Source organism: Nitrospira sp. Kam-Ns4a (assembly GCF_965152595.1).
Genome location: NZ_OZ224218.1, coordinates 2,607,512 through 2,624,822 on the forward strand (window position 1 = coordinate 2,607,512; position 17,311 = coordinate 2,624,822).

Annotated in this window: 21 protein-coding genes, 1 tRNA gene and 1 pseudogene; 7 read left to right on the forward strand and 16 right to left on the reverse strand. The window is 66.6% G+C overall.

Going from position 1 to position 17,311, the window contains the following annotated elements; all coding sequences use genetic code 11:
- The first annotated feature begins 8 nt into the window (after positions 1-8).
- On the forward strand, positions 9-401 hold the full coding sequence (locus ACWHYQ_RS13055) for a cupredoxin domain-containing protein (RefSeq protein ID WP_447972556.1): 393 nt from the start codon (positions 9-11) through the stop codon (positions 399-401).
- Between the two features lie 3 nt (positions 402-404).
- Here ACWHYQ_RS13055 and ACWHYQ_RS13060 read toward each other — a convergent pair whose 3' ends face one another.
- Positions 405-1,157: a tetratricopeptide repeat protein gene (locus ACWHYQ_RS13060; protein ID WP_447972557.1), complete on the reverse strand. Its 753-nt coding sequence runs from the start codon at positions 1,155-1,157 to the stop codon at positions 405-407.
- A pseudogene (locus ACWHYQ_RS13065) lies at positions 1,154-1,309 on the reverse strand (tyrosine phenol-lyase); the annotation flags it as partial. The pseudogene ACWHYQ_RS13065 and the gene ACWHYQ_RS13060, both read right to left, overlap by 4 nt.
- 357 nt (positions 1,310-1,666) lie before the next feature.
- Here ACWHYQ_RS13065 and ACWHYQ_RS13070 point away from each other — a divergent pair.
- The 4 genes from ACWHYQ_RS13070 (at position 1,667) to ACWHYQ_RS13085 (ending at position 5,317) form a co-directional block, all read left to right on the forward strand.
- Complete coding sequence (locus ACWHYQ_RS13070) at positions 1,667-2,731, forward strand: putative zinc-binding metallopeptidase (protein WP_447972558.1); 1,065 nt, start codon at positions 1,667-1,669, stop codon at positions 2,729-2,731.
- On the forward strand, positions 2,728-3,741 hold the full coding sequence (locus ACWHYQ_RS13075; protein WP_447972559.1) for a D-alanine--D-alanine ligase family protein: 1,014 nt from the start codon (positions 2,728-2,730) through the stop codon (positions 3,739-3,741). Before ACWHYQ_RS13070 ends, ACWHYQ_RS13075 begins: the two co-directional genes overlap by 4 nt.
- A 34-nt stretch (positions 3,742-3,775) precedes the next feature.
- A complete protein-coding gene (locus ACWHYQ_RS13080) occupies positions 3,776-4,657 on the forward strand; it encodes an SDR family oxidoreductase (RefSeq protein WP_447972560.1) in 882 nt (293 codons plus the stop codon).
- Between the two features lie 84 nt (positions 4,658-4,741).
- Positions 4,742-5,317 carry a thioredoxin family protein gene (locus tag ACWHYQ_RS13085; RefSeq protein WP_447972561.1) on the forward strand — a complete coding sequence of 192 codons (576 nt, stop codon included), beginning with the start codon at positions 4,742-4,744 and terminating at the stop codon, positions 5,315-5,317.
- A 25-nt stretch (positions 5,318-5,342) separates the two neighbouring features.
- On the opposite strand, the gene ACWHYQ_RS13090 is transcribed toward ACWHYQ_RS13085, so the two are convergent.
- The 3 genes from ACWHYQ_RS13090 to ACWHYQ_RS13100 form a co-directional block, all read right to left on the reverse strand.
- Positions 5,343-5,897, reverse strand: a complete 555-nt coding sequence (locus tag ACWHYQ_RS13090) for a DUF1264 domain-containing protein (RefSeq protein ID WP_447972562.1) — start codon at positions 5,895-5,897, stop codon at positions 5,343-5,345.
- Between the two features lie 188 nt (positions 5,898-6,085).
- Positions 6,086-7,105: a helix-turn-helix transcriptional regulator gene (locus ACWHYQ_RS13095; protein WP_447972563.1), complete on the reverse strand. Its 1,020-nt coding sequence runs from the start codon at positions 7,103-7,105 to the stop codon at positions 6,086-6,088.
- Between the two features lie 88 nt (positions 7,106-7,193).
- Positions 7,194-7,565, reverse strand: coding sequence for a hypothetical protein (locus ACWHYQ_RS13100; RefSeq protein ID WP_447972564.1), 372 nt, complete (start codon positions 7,563-7,565; stop codon positions 7,194-7,196).
- Between the two features lie 149 nt (positions 7,566-7,714).
- Here ACWHYQ_RS13100 and ACWHYQ_RS13105 point away from each other — a divergent pair.
- Positions 7,715-7,790: transfer RNA gene (locus ACWHYQ_RS13105), tRNA-Arg, on the forward strand.
- Between the two features lie 27 nt (positions 7,791-7,817).
- Here ACWHYQ_RS13105 and ACWHYQ_RS13110 read toward each other — a convergent pair.
- The 9 genes from ACWHYQ_RS13110 to ureA form a co-directional block, all read right to left on the reverse strand.
- The gene (locus ACWHYQ_RS13110; RefSeq protein WP_447972565.1) at positions 7,818-8,705 is read right to left on the reverse strand and encodes a transporter; all 888 of its coding nucleotides are present in this window, start codon (positions 8,703-8,705) and stop codon (positions 7,818-7,820) included.
- 37 nt (positions 8,706-8,742) lie between these two features.
- Entirely contained in the window at positions 8,743-8,937 is a 195-nt protein-coding gene (locus ACWHYQ_RS13115) for a hypothetical protein (protein WP_447972566.1), read from the reverse strand.
- A 417-nt stretch (positions 8,938-9,354) separates the two neighbouring features.
- On the reverse strand, positions 9,355-9,930 hold the full coding sequence (locus ACWHYQ_RS13120) for a hypothetical protein (protein ID WP_447972567.1): 576 nt from the start codon (positions 9,928-9,930) through the stop codon (positions 9,355-9,357).
- 156 nt (positions 9,931-10,086) lie between these two features.
- Positions 10,087-10,416, reverse strand: coding sequence for a hypothetical protein (locus ACWHYQ_RS13125; protein ID WP_447972568.1), 330 nt, complete (start codon positions 10,414-10,416; stop codon positions 10,087-10,089).
- A gap of 249 nt (positions 10,417-10,665) precedes the next feature.
- A complete protein-coding gene (locus ACWHYQ_RS13130) occupies positions 10,666-10,980 on the reverse strand; it encodes a hypothetical protein (RefSeq protein ID WP_447972569.1) in 315 nt (104 codons plus the stop codon).
- Positions 10,977-11,639 carry an urease accessory protein UreG gene (gene ureG / locus ACWHYQ_RS13135; RefSeq protein ID WP_447972570.1) on the reverse strand — a complete coding sequence of 221 codons (663 nt, stop codon included), beginning with the start codon at positions 11,637-11,639 and terminating at the stop codon, positions 10,977-10,979. The genes ACWHYQ_RS13130 and ureG overlap by 4 nt, the downstream gene beginning before the upstream one ends.
- A gap of 22 nt (positions 11,640-11,661) precedes the next feature.
- Positions 11,662-13,386: an urease subunit alpha gene (locus ACWHYQ_RS13140; protein ID WP_447972571.1), complete on the reverse strand. Its 1,725-nt coding sequence runs from the start codon at positions 13,384-13,386 to the stop codon at positions 11,662-11,664.
- 63 nt (positions 13,387-13,449) lie between these two features.
- Positions 13,450-13,944: an urease subunit beta gene (gene ureB / locus ACWHYQ_RS13145; protein ID WP_447972572.1), complete on the reverse strand. Its 495-nt coding sequence runs from the start codon at positions 13,942-13,944 to the stop codon at positions 13,450-13,452.
- Positions 13,945-13,966: 22 nt separating this feature from the next.
- On the reverse strand, positions 13,967-14,269 hold the full coding sequence (gene ureA, locus ACWHYQ_RS13150) for an urease subunit gamma (RefSeq protein ID WP_447972573.1): 303 nt from the start codon (positions 14,267-14,269) through the stop codon (positions 13,967-13,969).
- A 184-nt stretch (positions 14,270-14,453) separates the two neighbouring features.
- On the opposite strand from ureA, the gene ACWHYQ_RS13155 reads away from it, so the two are divergent.
- Positions 14,454-15,539: a cytochrome-c peroxidase gene (locus ACWHYQ_RS13155; RefSeq protein ID WP_447972574.1), complete on the forward strand. Its 1,086-nt coding sequence runs from the start codon at positions 14,454-14,456 to the stop codon at positions 15,537-15,539.
- A gap of 285 nt (positions 15,540-15,824) precedes the next feature.
- On the opposite strand, the gene urtE is transcribed toward ACWHYQ_RS13155, so the two are convergent.
- Both urtE and urtD read right to left on the reverse strand, forming a co-directional pair.
- Positions 15,825-16,535, reverse strand: a complete 711-nt coding sequence (urtE, locus tag ACWHYQ_RS13160; RefSeq protein ID WP_447972575.1) for an urea ABC transporter ATP-binding subunit UrtE — start codon at positions 16,533-16,535, stop codon at positions 15,825-15,827.
- The gene (urtD, locus tag ACWHYQ_RS13165; protein WP_447972576.1) at positions 16,519-17,310 is read right to left on the reverse strand and encodes an urea ABC transporter ATP-binding protein UrtD; all 792 of its coding nucleotides are present in this window, start codon (positions 17,308-17,310) and stop codon (positions 16,519-16,521) included. The genes urtE and urtD overlap by 17 nt, the downstream gene beginning before the upstream one ends.
- Between the last annotated feature and the right edge of the window lies 1 nt (position 17,311).

The following is a 17,311-nucleotide window of genomic DNA, read 5'->3' on the forward strand; positions in this document are numbered from 1 at the left end:
CTCCAGCGATGACGCACTCCCTGCTCCTATTGCTGCTGGTCACCCTCTCCCCCCTCCTCCTCACCTCCTCCTGCACACTCTCCGTGCAATCCATTCGTATCGCGGCGCAGGACTTTCGATTCGTCCCGGCCCTCGTGCAGGTGGAGGCCTCACGGCCTGTGCGCCTGGTGGTCGTCAACGAAGGCCGGGAGGTGCATGAGTTCGCCGCGACCCTGCTCGCCGATCCGCACGCGCAGATCTTCTCGGAGCCGCCCCAGACCGCGCCACGCGGCGAAGGCCTCCGGCTCCCGCCCGGCAAGACCCTGGAGATCCTGCTCCGGCCCCAGCCGGGAACCTACCTCTTCCGTTGCCTCATCCGGGGCCACGCCGGCATGCAGGGCACGCTCGTCGTCGAGGGTTGACGGTCACGGGGCGGCGGAGTCGAGCGAGGCGAGGAGCCGTTCCGCCTCCGGCCGGTAGCGCGTCCGCCAGGCGTACCCGGCGCCCGCCCCGCGCAGGTGCACAATCGCGCGCAACTCGCGCCGCGCCGCCTCGACCTGGTTGTGCCGGAGATAGGATTTGGCCAGATCCAGCCGGGCGTGCGCGTAGGTAGGATCGAGGGCGACTGCGCGTTCGAGATAGTCGAGCCCGGCTGCCTCGTCCCCGCCCAGGATCCAGGGCAACTCCTCGAGCAAGCGACCCATCATGTGCAGCGCGGGAGCATAGTCGGGCTTCAGCGCCAGCGCCCGGTCGACGTGCGCCTTGAGATCTCGGACCAGGAGCGCCGAGGCCATGACGCCCTTGAGCTCCGCGGCGCTGCCCGCGTTGGCGGCGTAGAGGTAATGTCCGATACCGTTCGCCTCGTCGCGCTCCAGCGCGCGTTTTGCGAACCGAGCCCCCTCTTCATAGGCCGCCATGCGCTGGGCGGGATCGGTATAGGCGTTGTCGCCGAGATCCAGGTAAAGGTCGGCCAGCGTGAGCAGAACGTGCGGATCGGAGGACTCCCGCGCGCCGGATTCCAGCAGGCGCGCCAGCTTCCGCTGTAAGGACGGTGGGTCGTCGTCCGCAGGTCCGTTCGCCTGAACGGCGGCACGATCCGCGGGCCACGGAGAGAGGAGAAGCCCGATCAGCAGCGCGGTGACCGCCGCGCCGAGCCGCCACCAACGCCCGTCGCTCATAGCGGCTCGAACCGAGCGGTGAAGAATCGGAGCATCGGCGGTTCGTAGACCATCTTGAGGCCCCAGATGCGATCCCGCGCGCGAAAGACCTGGGCGACGCCGTCCGCGACAACGTCCATGTGACTGTAAGTGTACACGCGCTCGCGCGGGAGTCGGAAGACGTTGTAGTGCGCCTCCCGCAGCGCCGCGATCCGCACATCGTACGGGACGCGCTTGAGCGTCTGGACAATCTTGATCCGGAACGACTCCCCGACGGCGCCGGAGCCCGTTGGGCCCCCCCACTCGTTTGATTCATGAACCGTCCGCTCCATCCAGTCCTCCAGCCTGGAACCTTCATTCGGGGGCGGCTTCCTTCTATCCCAATCCAGCCGGATCCCGCAAGCGGACAAGCGGGATCACGCGGCAGCGGCGTGGGCTGCCCGGCATCCGGCGTCCCGCTCGGCTTGCGGGCGCTGCGGCTCTATGCCATCATGCGTCCGAGCGAGCCGTTCCCACAACGAGCCGACAGCATGAGCGGTGCTAGGAAGAAGACGCGCGCCAGATCATTGCGCCGCCCTCCCACGCGGTTTCTCTGGGCCCGCACCCCGACGGAAAAGCTCCTGGACCTCCGCCTCTGCGATCTGGGCGTCAAGCTCGAGCGCACGTGGCTGCACGACTGCATCCGCGAGCTGTACGCCGAGCTCGAGCGGCGCGGCTTTCGCTTCCGGCCGCACGTCTGGCTGTCACACGACTGGTACTCGCCGGAGGGCGTGCCTGGCATCGCCATTCCCTTCTACCTAGCCCATCCCCGCCTGATCCGGCTCGAGCGGAGCCAGATGCTCGAGGCGGAGGGCAGCGCGCGCCAGGAGTGCTTGAAGATCCTCCGGCATGAATGCGGGCACGCGCTCCAGCACGCCTATCAGCTTCACCGCCGACGCCGCTGGCAACAACTCTTCGGCCGATCCGCGCAGCGGTACCCGGACTTCTATCGCCCCAACCCGGCCAGCCGGCGCTACGTCCAGCACCTGCGCCTGTACTACGCCCAGAGCCACCCCGACGAGGACTTCGCCGAGACCTTCGCCGTCTGGTTTCAGCCGCGTGCGGTGTGGCGGAAGCGGTACGCGGGCTGGCCGGCCCTTCAGAAGCTGGAATATGTGGACCAACTGATGCGGGAGATCAGGCGGGCCAGGCCGGCCGTGCGGACGCGCGTGCAGGTGGATCCCCTCCACAAGCTCACGATGACCCTGCGCGAGTACTACGCGGAGAAACGGGAACGCTACCAGACTGGCTCGCCGGACACCTATGACCGCGACCTGGCGCGGCTCTTCTCCCGCGACCCCCGTCACCGCAACCGGGAGCTGGCCTCCACCTTCCTCCGGCGCAACCGCGCCGAGATCCGGCGCCTCGTGGCCCGATGGACTGGGGAATATCAGTTCACCCTGGACCAGGTCCTGAACGAGATGATCGCCCGGTGCCGGGAGATGAAGCTGCGCGTGGTCGGCGCCGAGCGCCAGGTCCGTATAGACTTTGCCGTCCTCCTCACGGTGAGGACCATGCAGTCGCTCTACAACCGCCGGACGTGGTTCGCCCTATGAAGTCGCTGCGCGTCCTCGTCCTCCTGCACCCCGACCTCATGCCCCCCGAGAGCCTGGAAGGCTACACGGAAAAGGAAATCTTCACTTGGAAGACCGAATACGACGTGGTCACCGGCCTGCGGAAACTCGGCCACGATGTGCTGCCGCTCGGCGTCCGGGACGAGCTGACGCCGATTCGGACCGCGATCACGGACTGGAAGCCTCACATCGTGTTCAACCTTCTGGAAGAGTTCGACGGCTTGGCCGAGTTCGATCAGCACGTCGTGAGCTACCTGGAGCTGCTGCACGTCCGGTACACCGGCTGCAATCCCCGCGGGCTCGTCCTGGCCCGGGACAAGGCGCTTTCCAAGAAGCTCGTCGTCTATCACCGGACCCGGGTGCCGGCCTTCACGGTCTTCCACAAGGGCCGGAAGGTCCGCCGCCCCAAGGGGCTGGAGTTTCCTCTCATCGTCAAGAGCCGGAGCGAGGAGGCCTCGCTCGGCATCGCGCAGGCATCGGTCGTGGACAACGACGAGAAGCTGGCCGAGCGGGTCGCGTTCGTCCACGAGAGCATCGGCACCGACGCGATCGTCGAGCAATTCATCGAGGGCCGCGAGCTGTACGTCGGCGTGCTCGGGAACAACCACCTCCAGGTCCTGCCCGTCTGGGAGCTGGTGATCGAGAAGCTGCCGCCCGGCAGCACTCCGATCGCCACGGCGCGCGTCAAGCACAGCCTCGACTACCAGGCGAAGCACGGCATCTTCCAGCAGCCCGCGGACGGTCTCACGCCCAGCCAGGTAGCCTTCATCAACAACACGACGCGACGGATCGCGCGCGTCCTGGAGCTGGACGGTTACGCCCGCATTGACTACCGGCTCAGCCCGGACGGCCGGCTGTACTTCCTGGAGGCCAACCCGAACCCGGAAATCGCCGAGCGGGAGGAGTTCGCCTCGGCCGCGAAGGCCGCCGGTTTTACCTACCCGACGCTCCTCCAGAGAATTCTGGAGCTAGGGTTAGCGCGCCGGCGGTGAGCCCCACCTGCCACCGCTCCCCTCGAGGACGCGCATGGCGAGCAGCGAAGCCCAACAACAGGACGGATATCCCACCGCCGTCGTCACCGGCGCCGGCGGGCTGATCGGCAGCGCGCTCGTAGCGGCCGCGCCCCGGTGGGTGCCCGGCTGGCGGGTGTTGGGACTGACCCGCGCCGACCTGGACCTCACGGATTTCGCGGCCGTCCGTCAGATGTGCGCGACGCTCCGGCCGTCGCTGATCATCCACTGCGCGGCGCTCAGCCGGACACCGGACTGCCAGCAGCAGCCGGCGCTCGCGCGTCGGCTCAACGTCGAGGTGACGGAGATGCTCGCGGAACTGGCTCGGGACATCCCCTTTGTGTTCTTCTCGAGCGACCTGGTCTTCGACGGCCGGAAGGGCTGGTACGACGAAGCCGATGTGGTGAACCCTCTGAATGTCTATGCCGAGACCAAGGTCGCCGCCGAGCGGATCGTGCTCGAGAACCCGCGTCACACGGTGATCCGTCCGGCTCTCGTCGGCGGGGTCTCCCCAACCGGCGACCGCGGCTTCAACGAAGCGCTCCGCCGGGCGTGGGCCGCCGGTCAATCCGTCACGCTCTTTACCGATGAGTACCGCACGCCGACGCCCGCTCCCGTACTCGCCCGGGCTGTCTGGGAGCTCCTGGCCAACGACTGTCCGGGCCTCTACCACCTCGCTGGCTCCGAGCGGCTCTCCCGCTGGCAGGCCGGGCAGCTCGTCGCCGCCCGCTGGCCGGCGCTCCATCCCAAGATCACGGCCGGCTCGCAGCGCGACTACCGAGGCGGGCCGCGCCCGCAGGACACCTCGCTCAATTGCGCCAAGCTCCAGAAGCTCCTGTCGTTTCCGCTGCCCGGTCTCACGGAATGGCTGGCCGCCAACCCGGATGAGCCCTTCTGAGAATGGGCCGCCGTCTCATCCTTCGGACAGGCGCTTGAGTTGGGGGGAAGGCGGTTGCTACAGTAGGTCCGTTGGAGGGTGCCTATGGCAATGGCGTCGGTCATGCTTCCACTGGGAACCCCCGCTCCGCCGTTTGTCCTTCGCGATGTCGTGAGTGGGCGCGTCTACTCGCTCGACTCCTTTAAGGATAAGACCGCTTTGCTCGTCATGTTCCTCTGCCGGCACTGCCCCTACGTCCAGCACGTGCAGGAGGGAATCGCCGCGCTGGGGCAGGACTACGCGAACACCGGGCTCGGCATCATCGCCATCAGCAGCAACGATCCGGCCCAGTATCCGGACGACGCCCCGGAGCGGCTCAAGGAGATGGCCCAACGTCTCGGGTTTCGGTTTCCCTTCTGCTTTGATGAGACCCAGGAAGTCGCGAAGGCATACAAGGCTGCCTGCACCCCGGACTTCTTTCTGTTTGATGCCCAGCGGCGCCTGGTCTATCGCGGGCAGCTCGACGATAGCCGGCCGAGCAATCGCCTCCCCGTGACCGGCCGCGACCTCCGGGCCGCGATTGACGCGGTGCTCACCGGCCGTCCGGTGGACTCCACCCAAAAACCCAGCATCGGCTGTAGCATCAAGTGGAAACCCGGCAACGCCCCGCCGTATGCCTGACCGCCCTCTAATTTCCCCCTTGTCGCTATTGCTTCTTCGACCCCTTCTCGTGCGAGGCATGGCCGACCATCTGGCCCATGCTCACCTTGCCGTTCGGGAGGGCGGCCCCCACCGGCCACAGGGCAAAAATGATCCCGTCCGTCTTGGCCACCGTGTCCGCGACTTCCTTAGCCTTGTCCGGCGGAAGATCGAGGACCTTGACGTTGCCGGTCGCGATCTCCTCCGCATGGTCGTGCCAGACCTTCTTCCAGACCTTCTTCGGAACCGTCTTTTCATCCCGTGTGACCGTCTTGGCCACGATGTACTCGACCCCGACCAGCTTGGCGCCGGGGTCATCGGTCTCGTAGAGCAGACACTCGATGAAGGGGTCCGGCGCCACGACCTTGCAGTAATGGTGGAACGGTCCCCGAACCTTGCCGTCAATCAGGTGCGGCGCGGTGACGTGGATCGTATGGCCGTCGGCTGGGGTCGGCTTGGCCGCCGGACTCGGCGCGGACGGGGCCGGCGGAGCCGGCGCCTGGGCCAGAGCGGAACCACTGGTCAGAAACATGCAGATGGTGGCGATAAGCAATCTCACCATGGCGACACCTCCTTCGTCGGGATCGGACTGGATAGGCCCTGCTGCCCGACACGTCAAGCGGTACTCATGTGCAAGAGGATAGCCCCAACTGTCTGTTCAGATACGATCTCGCGCGACGACGGCATTGCGCGTGGTTACCCTGATCGGGTCGAACTCCCCGCTGGATTCTGTCGAGAGCCGGGCCCCTCTTACTTCCCCTCCGTGCTCGCCGTCGCCGGATCGGCCGGCCGGCCGGCGATCCGCTCGGCCTCCTCCCTGACCACCGCGCGCAGGGACTCCGGTCTTACGACGCGCACCCCGCTCCCGAAGCTCAGCACCCAGCCCACCAGCTCGCGCGTATCCGCGACCGTCAGCGTCATGCGAAGCCGACCGTGCTTGAGCGGCGTCTGCTGCTGGCTGGGGTGCCAGATGCGGTCCTTCACCCACGAGGCCGTCGCCTTGTTAAAGAGTAGCTCCACTTCGATCCTCGGCCCACCGCGCATGACCGTGAGAGCGTCCTGGACGTAGGCCTCGAGGTCGAACCCCAGCGGCATCTGGTAGGGATGGTCGGTCAGGGTGATGGACCGGATGCGCTCGACGGCGAACAGCCGCACGTCCCGGCGCAGGTGGCAGTAGGCGACCAGATAGAGCCCGCCGGAGGCGTACCAGAGCCGGTAGGGATCGGCTTCCCGACGCGTGACCTTCCCGCGCGAAGCGGAGAAGTAGCGGAGCTGGACGGTCCGGGCCTGGCTGATGGCCTGCGTCAGGCGATCAATGGTGTCCCGGTGCCCCTTGTAGGTCTTGTGCGAGCCAAGCCCTACGGAAAACAGACCGCTGACCTGGTCCACGTACTCGCGGCTCGGGGACGGCAAGGTGGCGGCGGCCTTGCTCAGGAGCGAGTCCAAGGCGGTCTGGACCTGGGTGCCCTCCAGGGGCTTGAGGAGATGCCGGCTGATGAGCAACGCCATCAGCTCGGTGGGCGAGCAGGTCAACGCGGGGATGCTCTTAAAGCCGTCCATCAGGCGCCAGCGGACGCGCCCGTCCATCCGCTCGCGAATGAGCGGAAAGCCAGCGGTCTCGAGCGCCGCAAGGTCCCGCCGCAAGGTCCGCACGTGCCGCGGCAGGTCCGGCGGCAGTCCCTCTAGCAGCTCATCGAGCGTGCGCCCGCGCGACGACTCGAGCTGGCGCAGGAGGTGCCACTGCCGGATGACCTGGTCGTTGCGCGACACGCGCGACCTCGCGACAGGGTTGCGGCTAGCATACCGGTCTTTCCGTACGCTCGCAAGCCGAGCGCGGCCGGGCGGGGGCGGTGGAAGGTCAGCGTTCCAGTTGAAGCTGGGGAAGCAGGCCGGGGGTCTGGGTGATGATCGTTTCGATGGCTGGTGCGGACGGCGTCGGGACAGCCGGCGGAGCGGCCGGAGCCGCTGGGCCCGGTAACGGCGGGCTGGGCACGATCGGCGCGCGGGCGGAAACCGGAGGAAAGTACTGGTAGTCGTGAAAGCCACAGCCGGGGGCGCGATAGAGAATCCCGGAGTTGCCGCCGTTATCCCGCTGGGCGCGGAAGCCGCCCGGGTAGGCCTGCGTGCTTCCCGCGCCGCTCCGCACGCCGGCCTGGACGCCGCCAGTCTGGGCGGAGCCGACAGCCGGAAGGAGCAACGCCAAGGCCAAGACCGGGGCCAGGCGGTTCATGGGAGACTGGCTCATGGTGGCCAGTATGCCCGGTCCCGCAGGCACGCGCAAGGCGCAAATCTGTTCAGGTCCACCCTGACTTGACCGTCCCTCACCTGGCCCTGTATAACGTGCCCGACACCTCTGTCCCGCCGCAGACGACCGGCCACGCGCCCGTAGCTCAATGGATAGAGCATCAGACTACGGATCTGAGGGTTGGGGGTTCAAGTCCCTCCGGGCGCGCCATCTCAAACGGAACTGCGACGCCTCGCCTCAAAACCGGATGGCAAGGCCACCCGTCAGCCCGTAATCCGGGGCGCCAGCGGAGAGTCCGACCAGGAAGCCCGCATTGAGCCGGACCGTCTGCCCGAGTTTGTAGCTCAGGTCAAAATAGATGTCCTGCGGGTCCTGGAGTCCTGCGAGGACGGCCGACCAATACTCGTAGTAGACGCTTCCGAGCAGGTTGGGGGTGAAGTAGTAGCCAAGGCCGAGGTCGTAGTTCCATTGATTCTTCAGCTCAACTCCGGGGGGAGAACCGATAAAGGTGTAGCCGACATCTGCGAACGTGATCCACCTCTCAGGCAGCGTCTTGGACACCTGGAGCCCGAATTTCTCGTCGAATTCCCCTGTGCCCAGCCCCTTGTCCGGGTCGGCGGTAGGGAACTTCACCCGGCCGAGCACGGCGACCGTGGGCAGCAGCCCCTTCTCATCGAGGAGATAGTACCGGCCCTGGAGCAGGGTATCCCCGATGCCGCTCTGGGTGACGCGGGTCGCCGTGGTCCGTTCCTGCACAACCTTCCCGCCTCGGACGACGGTTCTCGTGGGGCAGGTCCCTCCCGTGGCGTTGGGCACGCCGCTCAAGAGCGTCACGTTGCAATCGCCCGTCACCCACAGGTACGAGACGATTAACGTCACATCGCCGTTATCGAACAAGCGGCGGATGGAGAGGGGAACCGCCGTGATGTCCGTTCGGGAGCCGGTGCCGTACGTTCCCGAGGAATAGTAGCCCGCGAGGCCCACTTGCCAGTTCGGGGGCTGATCGGCGCTCCAAGACGGCCCGGGTGCCGACGCGAGCAGCAAAACCAGCAGCACGGCGAAGCGGTACGCCTGTCGGCGCGGAGATCGTGCCGCTACCTGAATCGTGGTGATCACGGTCACCATCCACAGGAACGTCCCGCCATGTGAACTCGGCCAGGGCCTAGCACACCTGCCGTGTCCAGCTTCGCAGGACATGGTGGTCGTCGAATCTCAGCACGTAGGCCCGGCACTGGCCGTCCCCCGTGTCGAGCCCTCCGAATGGCCCGACCGGGCTGCTCTGATAACGGTACTCCCATTCGCTTCCGCCGGCGCTGAGGGCCCGCTTGGTGTGGGGGCTCCCTAGTTGCTCCGTCACCTCGACCTCGGTGGCCCTGTTGACGGCCTTTTCGAGATACGCTGCCTGCCACGGGGTACAGGACAAGAGTCCCAGACATAGGACGCTGAGCCCCCACCTCGCTAGGCCTGCCCGGCTGGTCATGGCCCTGTTCGTTTCGCCTCCACCTGAGTGCAGCAAGGAGCCTGCCACGCTTGGCTGACAGAGCCTCTTGCCTGAGGCTGGTTTTTCTGACGAGCCCTGCTGGCCGAGAACTACTTACCGATCCCTGTCGGTTTCTTACACCCGTTCCGGACATAGTAAACCCCTCGAGCGGCAATGTCCGCCCTGCTTCCGCGGGCCTTCTCCGTCGTTCGGCTTGGCGGCGGAGCCGGAGGGTGTTCTAACCGCAGGGAGACGGGTGCCCGGACGTCCCTGTTGGGCGCCACTCGCCGACGGCTAGCGGTTGAGCGGGCGCTCGGGTTTCATCGGTCGCTCGGGGCGCTCCGGACGCTCCGGCCGCATCGGGCGGTCTGGCCGTTCCACGCGCTCAGGCCGAGCGACTTGCCCGGTCCGCTCTTGGCGGACCTCACCGGCCACGAGCTGCTGCCGGGCCTGCTGGACGTCGGCGACCACCGGCCCCAGCTTGAAGCCAAGCTCTTTGGCGATCCTTCCCCACCCCATGTTCTCGTTGCGCATGGACTGGATCTTCGTGAGCGCGTCGGTCATGGTCGGATAGGTGGTCGGATCGGTCTTGGTCAGATGCTGCGCCATGGCGAGCTGAATGGTAATTTCACCCCAGCCCTGCTTTTGGCCTTGCATGGTTTCGATCTGACTCGCAGGCACGTTGAACCGCTGCGACAGAGCCTGCACCCGGTTGGCCGAGTTTTTCGACGCGGCCTCGCTGTCAATGGCCGCACGGGTGGTTTGCAGACGCCCTTCGTCTTGATCAGCTTGGGCCCACAGGGACGTGTGTGACGCCAAGACAAAAGCCAGCCCACCCAGGATCGCAGACAGAAGCCTGTTGCCTCTCATGTCTCTCCCTCCTTTGCTCCGGCTGTCCCAGTTTGCCTAGAACCGCTCACGTCACCAGTACTTTTTCAGCGCACCCCTAAGACCATCAGGTAGATACCCCAGTGACAAACGAGGAAATCCCTGATCCTGCGATCCCGACAAATGCCGGGCAGACCCCTATGACTTGCTATCCCCGTTCTTCTCCTTGCTCTTCTTGCTCGATTTCGCGGCAGGCTTGCTCGCTGCGGTCTTCTCCGTCGTGGCGGTCCCACCGTTGGCCTTGTCCTTCTGCTGCTGGTTCATGATCGCGCCGCCCACGACGCCGGCTGCACCGCCGAGCGCGGCCCCGAGCAGCACGCTCCCGCCGGCCGCCGCCGCGAGCACGGCGCCGCCCCCGGCGCCGATCGCGCCGCCGGAGAGCATCCGCTGCTGCTCGTCGGTCATCCCGGCGCAGCCCGTCAGCGACACCGTCAAGACCAGGCAGAGCATCGCGCTGAGCCCCTTCATGCGCTTACCTCCCTTCCGGTCCCCCTCCCGCCGAGGGGGATGTGTCCAGATTCCGCAAGGAAAAGTCGTGCAAGCACTATGCCTTCATTCACTGAACCGGAAGTTGCGCTACCTCGCGGGGATGTAAGGGAGGGGTCGTGCCGAGCCTTCCCTCAGAAGATCACTCGGGCGGTCAGGATCGTGTAAGGATTTCCTGCAGGAGTGGAGGCTGCTCCCACCGCCGGGGAGGGGGCCGGACGTCTGTTGAACCTAGCAGGGTTGAGTCATCTCCGGCTTCGTGACAGGGTCTATCGCCTGCCGGCAGGCACGCTCATCGAGGATCTTCTTCTCCATAAGGGCGATCGCCGCGATGCCGTCCGGTGAGGGACCCTTGTCCGCCTGGGGTTCGTCAATTTCCATGCGGGCCTTCAGCGCCCGATCCTCCTGCGCCTCGTGCGCGGCTCGGGCCGGGTCGCAGTGCGCCGGTCCGATCGGGCCGGCGCAACCGGCCAAGAAGACCAGGAGAGGCAGGAGCGCGAGGGCACGACCGGCACGGCTCGACGCCATCGAGATGATCGGCATCATCGGGTGGATGTGTCCTTCAGAAGCTGCTCCACCCAGGCCACCACGGTATCAAGGCCTTCCCCGGACAGCAGGTTGGTGAACACGAACGGCCGGTCGCCCCGCATGGCGCGGCTGTCCCGCTCCATCACCGCGAGATTGGCGCCGACGTGCGGAGCCAGGTCAATCTTGTTGATGACCAGGAGGTCGGACCGCGTGACCCCCGGCCCGCCCTTGCGCGGAATCTTGTCCCCGGCGGCCACGTCAATCACGTAGACGACCCGGTCCGCCAACTCCGGGCTGAACGTCGCGGCTAAGTTGTCGCCGCCGCTCTCGACGAAGATCAGCTCGACGTCCGGGACGCGGCGCACCAGCTCGTCAATCGCCTCCTGATTGTGCGAGGCGTCCTCGCGGATCGCCGTGTGGGGGCAGCCGCCGGTCTCAACGCCGAGAATCCGCTCCGGCGGGAGCACACCCCGCCGGGTCAGGAACTCGGCATCCTCCTTGGTGAAGATGTCGTTCGTGACCACGGCCAGGCTCCACCGTTTACACAGCCGGCGACAGAGTGCCTCCACGAGCGCGGTCTTGCCGGATCCGACCGGTCCACCGACGCCGACCACGGGGATGCCCTTGGCCCGCGCCCGGGTCGGCCCACCGCCCTCGTGGTGATGGTGCCCGTGCATGAAAAGATGAAGACCGTACGGCCTAAAACAGAAAATACCGCTGCGCCATCGGCAACCGTGCCATCGGCTCGCAGACGAGCCGCACGCCGTCCGCGCGCACCTCGTAGGTCTCGGGGTCCACTTCGATCCGCGGCAGCGCGTCGTTCAGCTTGAGGTCGCGCTTGCCGATCCCGCGGCAACGCTGCACCGCGACGACGCGCTTCTGGAGGCCGAGCTGCCGCGGCACCTCCCGGTCCAGCGCGGCCCGGGAGACGAAGGTCACGCTGCAGGTAAAGGGCGCGCGGCCGAAGCTCCCGAACATCGGCCGGCTGAGGAGCGGCTGCGGCGTCGGGATCGAGGCGTTCGGGTCTCCCATCGCCGCCTCCATCACGAAGCCGCCCTTCACGACCAAGTCCGGCTTGACGCCGAAGAACGCCGGCCTCCAGATCACCAGGTCCGCCAACTTCCCCACCTCTACCGACCCGATCTCGTGCGCCAGCCCGTGCGCGATGGCCGGGTTGATCGTGTACTTGGCCACGTAGCGCCGCGCCCGGAAATTATCGTGCATCCGGCTCCCGGATTTCTTCCCGTCGTCCAGGTGCCCGCGCTGGAGCTTCATCTTGTGCGCCGTCTGCCAGGTGCGGAGGATCACCTCCCCGACCCGCCCCATCGCCTGGGAGTCGGAGGACATGATGCTGATCGCCCCCATGTCGTGCAGGATATCCTCGGCCGCGATGGTCTCCCGCCGGATCCGGGATTCCGCAAAGGCGATGTCCTCGGGCACCCGTGGGTTCAGGTGGTGGCAGACCATCAGCATGTCCAAGTGCTCGTCCATCGTATTCACGGTGAAGGGCATCGTCGGATTCGTCGAGGACGGGAGCACGTTGGGCTCGCCGCAAACCTTGATGATGTCCGGCGCGTGGCCGCCCCCTGCGCCCTCGGTGTGGAAGGAGTGGATCGTCCGTCCCGCGAAAGCCTTGATGCTGTCCTCCACGAAGCCGGCCTCGTTCAAGGTATCGGTGTGGATGGCGACCTGGACGTCGTAGCGCTCGGCGACGTCGAGGCAGGTGGAGATCGCCGCCGGCGTCGTGCCCCAGTCCTCGTGGAGCTTGAGCCCGAGGGCGCCCGCCTCCACCTGCTCGGCCAGCGCCTCCGGCAGCGCTGCGTTCCCCTTGCCCAGGAAGCCGAGGTTGATCGGGAAGCCCTCGGCCGCTTCCAGCATGCGGTGGATGTTCCAGGCGCCCGGTGTGCAGGTCGTCGCGTTCGTCCCCGTGGCCGGGCCGGTCCCGCCGCCGATCAACGTGGTCAGCCCGGCCGCCAGGCCCTCGATGATGATCTGCGGGCAGATGAAATGGATGTGGGTGTCGATCCCGCCGGCGGTGACGATCTTGCCTTCGGCCGAGATGACCTCGGTGCCGGGGCCGACCTCCATCCCCGGCGTGATCCCCTCCATCAGGTCGGGGTTGCCGGCTTTGCCGATCCCGGCGATGCGCCCGTCCCGGATCCCGATGTCGGCCTTCACGACGCCCCAGTAATCCAGGATGATCGCGTTCGTGATGACCGTGTCGAGGGCACCCCGCGCGCGGGTCGCGGCCGGCGACTGGCCCATCCCGTCGCGGATCACCTTGCCACCGCCGAACTTCGCCTCTTCGCCCGGGGTCGTGAGGTCGCGCTCGATCTCGATGAGCAGCTCGGTGTCAGCGAGACGGACCCGGTCGCCGGCGGTTGGGCCGTAGAGATCGGCGTACTGACGGCGCGGGATTTTCATTGTCGGGCCTCTCCCGGAAGACTAGAATTTCATGAATTACACGAAGTATGACTGCTATCTTGTCTAAATAAATCTGAGTTCTTTAGCTCGCTTAAGGGCCCTGGCACGGATTTCCGGATCGTCCAGCCGGCCGTTCACCAGGCCGTTGATCCCGTAGACCACCCGGTTGCCGCCGAAGGCAACCAGGGTGACACGCTTCTCCTCCCCCGGCTCGAACCGGACCGCTGTCCCAGCCGGCACCTGGAGCCGGAAGCCGAAGGCCTTTTCCCGGTCAAAGCGCAGCGCGCGATTGACCTCGAAGAAATGGCAATGGGAGCCGACCTGGATCGGCCGGTCGCCGGTGTTGGCCACGGTCAGCTCCACCGTCCTGCGGCCCTTGAGCGCCTCGATCGCGCCTTCCCCCAAGATGACCTCCCCGGGGACGACCTCGGCGACCGGCGCGGCGGCGCGCGGCTTGGCGCGGACCGCGCCAGCCTTCGAGCGCGCGGGCTTCGCTTGCTTCACGGCGGACTTCGGTTTCGCCGTGGCTCTGGCAGGTTTGCGCCGATTCGTCTTCATCCCCATGGCCTCCCTCTCCCGCCTACCGGATCGGCTGGTGCACCGTGACCAGCTTGGTGCCGTCCGGGAAGGTGCCCTCGACCTGTAGCTCCGGCAGCATCTCCGGGACACCCGGCATCACGTCTTGGCGGGTGAGCAGCGTTGCGCCGTAGCTCATCAGGTCGGCGACGCTGCGGCCGTCTCGGATCCCCTCCAGGATCGCCGCGGTCAGATAGGCCACCGTCTCGGGGTAGTTCAGCCTGAGCCCGCGCGCCTTCCGGTCCTTGGCAAGCTGCGCTGCCACGTAGATCAACAGCTTCTCCTGCTCTCTCGGCGTCAGATGCATACGTCACTCTTTACGTTCCAGGCCCACAGCGAAGCGGGCAGCAGCCTATCACAGCTCGAACCGCTGTTCAAACGGACTCCGCCAGTCACCCCGACTGTTCGCCCTTGAATTTTCGTCCCGCAGTTTCTACCCTGGTGCCTGACTTGATGGGCGCCTTGACTCACCCGCAACGGAAGACCGGTCCATGAAGACGCGCCAGCGCGGCGACCGTGTCGTGCGCATCCCGCTTTGTATCCTGGGGCTCTGCCTGGCCCTGCCCGTTGAGATGGACGCGGACATGGCCCAGCGGGCCGCACCGGCCGCCCCGCTGCCCGGCACGCCCTACAAGCTGGTCGTGCCGCTGGGGCTCGAGGACCCGGCATCCTACCTGCCGGCGGACAACCCGCTCACGGTGGAGAAAGTGGAGTTGGGGAAGCTCCTGTTTTTCGACCCCCGGCTCTCCGCGGACAATACGATCTCGTGCGCGAGCTGTCACATCCCTCAATTGGCCTGGACGGACGGGCAGCAGGTCGGGGTCGGCATCCACCACCAGCTCGCGACCCGGAACACGCAGACCATTATCAACCGCCTGTACAGCAAGGAGCAGCTCTGGCACGGAAAGGCCTCGAGCCTGGAGGCCCAGGCCAAGAACCCCCTCACCAAGCCGGTCCGGATGGGTATGCCCTCCTACGACGCCGAGGTGCAGAAGCTGAACGCCATCAAGGGCTATCGGGAACGGTTCCGGAAGGTCTTCGGAACCGACGTGACAATTGACGGCATCGCGAAGGCCATCGCCGCCTTCGAGCGCACGATTCTCTCCGGGAACAGCCCGGCCGACCGGTACGACTACGGAGGCGACGAGACGGCCGTCTCCGAGTCGGCCAAGCGCGGCCGCGACCTGTTCCAGGGCAAGGCCCGCTGCGCCCGTTGCCACTCGGGATTCAATTTCACCGACGAGCAGTACCATAACCTCGGCATTGACTGGGACAAGCAGGAAATCAACCTCGGCCGCTACCAGGTGTCCGGCGATCCCGAGGACATTGGCGCATTCAAGACCCCCACGGTCCGGGAGATCGCGCGCACCGCGCCGTACATGCACGACGGCCGGTTCGCCACGCTCGAGGAAGTCGTCGAGTTCTATGACCGGGGCGGGATCCAGAACCCGCACCTCTCGAACCTGATGTTGCCGCTCCATCTCATGGAGCAGGAGAAGAAGGACCTGGTCGAATACATGAAGGCGCTCAACGGGGAAGGCTGGGTCGTCGAGCCCCCGAGGGAACTCCCCCGGTAGCCTCCCACTTCCCACCCTTCTCACCCCTCCCACCCTTCCTCCCCCCACAGGAAGCTGCGACCGGCAGGGCTGGAAGGGCGGCCGGTCGCGGCCTTCACCATGGCGAGTGTGCGACACGGCAAGCCCGATACGCACCGATTCGCCGTTCCGAGAGTCCGCAGAGGCGAAGCGGCCAACCAGGAGGGTTTGAACCAGCAGCTCCCTGCCAACGCATCAGGCGGACCCGAGCGCGACCGTCCTTCGTCAGCCGCGCCCGCCATTCGTCACCCGACCCCGCTCGCCCGCTCACACCACCAGGTGCTGCCTCACCTGTTCCTCGGTCAGCTCCGTCGTCTTCCCCGACGCCACCACCGCCCCCTTCGCCATGATCACGTACGTATCCGCCAGCCGCGCCGCGAACTCCATGTACTGCTCGACCAGCAGGATTGCGAACCGCCGCTCAGCCTTGAACCCCTCGATCACCCGCTCGATCTGGTCCACGATCGAGGGCTGGATGCCCTCGGTCGGCTCGTCGAGAAGCAACAGCTTCGGCTTGGCGAGGAGCGCCCGCGCGATCGCGAGCTGCTGCTGCTCGCCACCGCTCAGCACGCCTCCGGGCCGCTCCAACAGCACCGTCAGCTTGGGAAACAGCGCGAAGACCTCCTCGTAGGCTTCCCGCTCCAGCGCGAGCGTCACGGGCATTCCCCTGGCCTCGAGCCCGATCCGGAGGTTCTCCCGCACAGTCAGGTGCGGGAAGATCTCCCGGCCCTGGGGCACGTAGGCGAGGCCGCGGCGTACCCGGCGGTCCGGCGGCTCATGGGAGACGTCCGCGCCGTTGAAGAGGATCCGCCCGGTCTTGGACCGGAGCAGCCCCATAATCGTCTTGAGCAGGGTGGTCTTGCCCACCCCGTTGCGTCCCATCAGGCAGACGACCTGGTCAGCTCCGACCTCGAACGAGACGTTCCGCAGGATGTGGCTCTCGCCGTAGTAGACGTTGAGGTTATCGAGCCGCAGCATCCGCTTCTCGTTCCCGCTGGCGCCCGAGGTAGATCTCCACCACGCGCGGGTCGGCCTGGACCTTCTCGACCGGCCCCTCGCAGAGCACGGTGCCCTCGTGCAGCACTGTCACCGTCCGGGCGATCTGCCGAACGAACTCCATGTCGTGCTCGATCACGACGATCGAGTGGCGATCGGCGAGCGAGAGGAGCAGCTCGCCGGTCTTCTCGGTCTCCTGGTCGGTCATCCCCGCCACCGGCTCGTCCACCAGCAGCAAGGCAGGGTCTTGGAGGAGCACCATCCCGATCTCAAGCCACTGCTTCTGCCCGTGCGAGAGCGCCCCCGCACGGCTGTGCGCCTGGTCCAGCAGGTCGATGGTTTCGAGTGTCGCGACGATCTTCTCGACCTCGCTGGGGGTCAGCCGGGACGTCAGCGTGGCGAAGACGCCCTTGCTCCTGCGGCGGAGCGAGAGGTCGAGGTTCTCCCAGACCGTCAGGTTCGAGTACACGGACGGCGTCTGGAACTTCCGCCCGATACCCAGCGTGGCGATCTCGTGCTCGCGGAGCGGGATCAGGTCCGTGTCCTTGCCGAAAACCACCCGGCCGGCGACCGGCTTGACCTTGCCGGAGATGACGTCGAGCAGCGTGGTCTTCCCGGCCCCGTTGGGTCCGATCACGACCCGCAGCTCGTAGTAGTCCACGTAGAAGTTCAGATTGCGGAGAGCCTTGAAGCCCTCGAAGTCCACGGTGACGCCTTCGAGGTAGATGATGGAGCCGCGCTCGGATGGCTCGGTCACG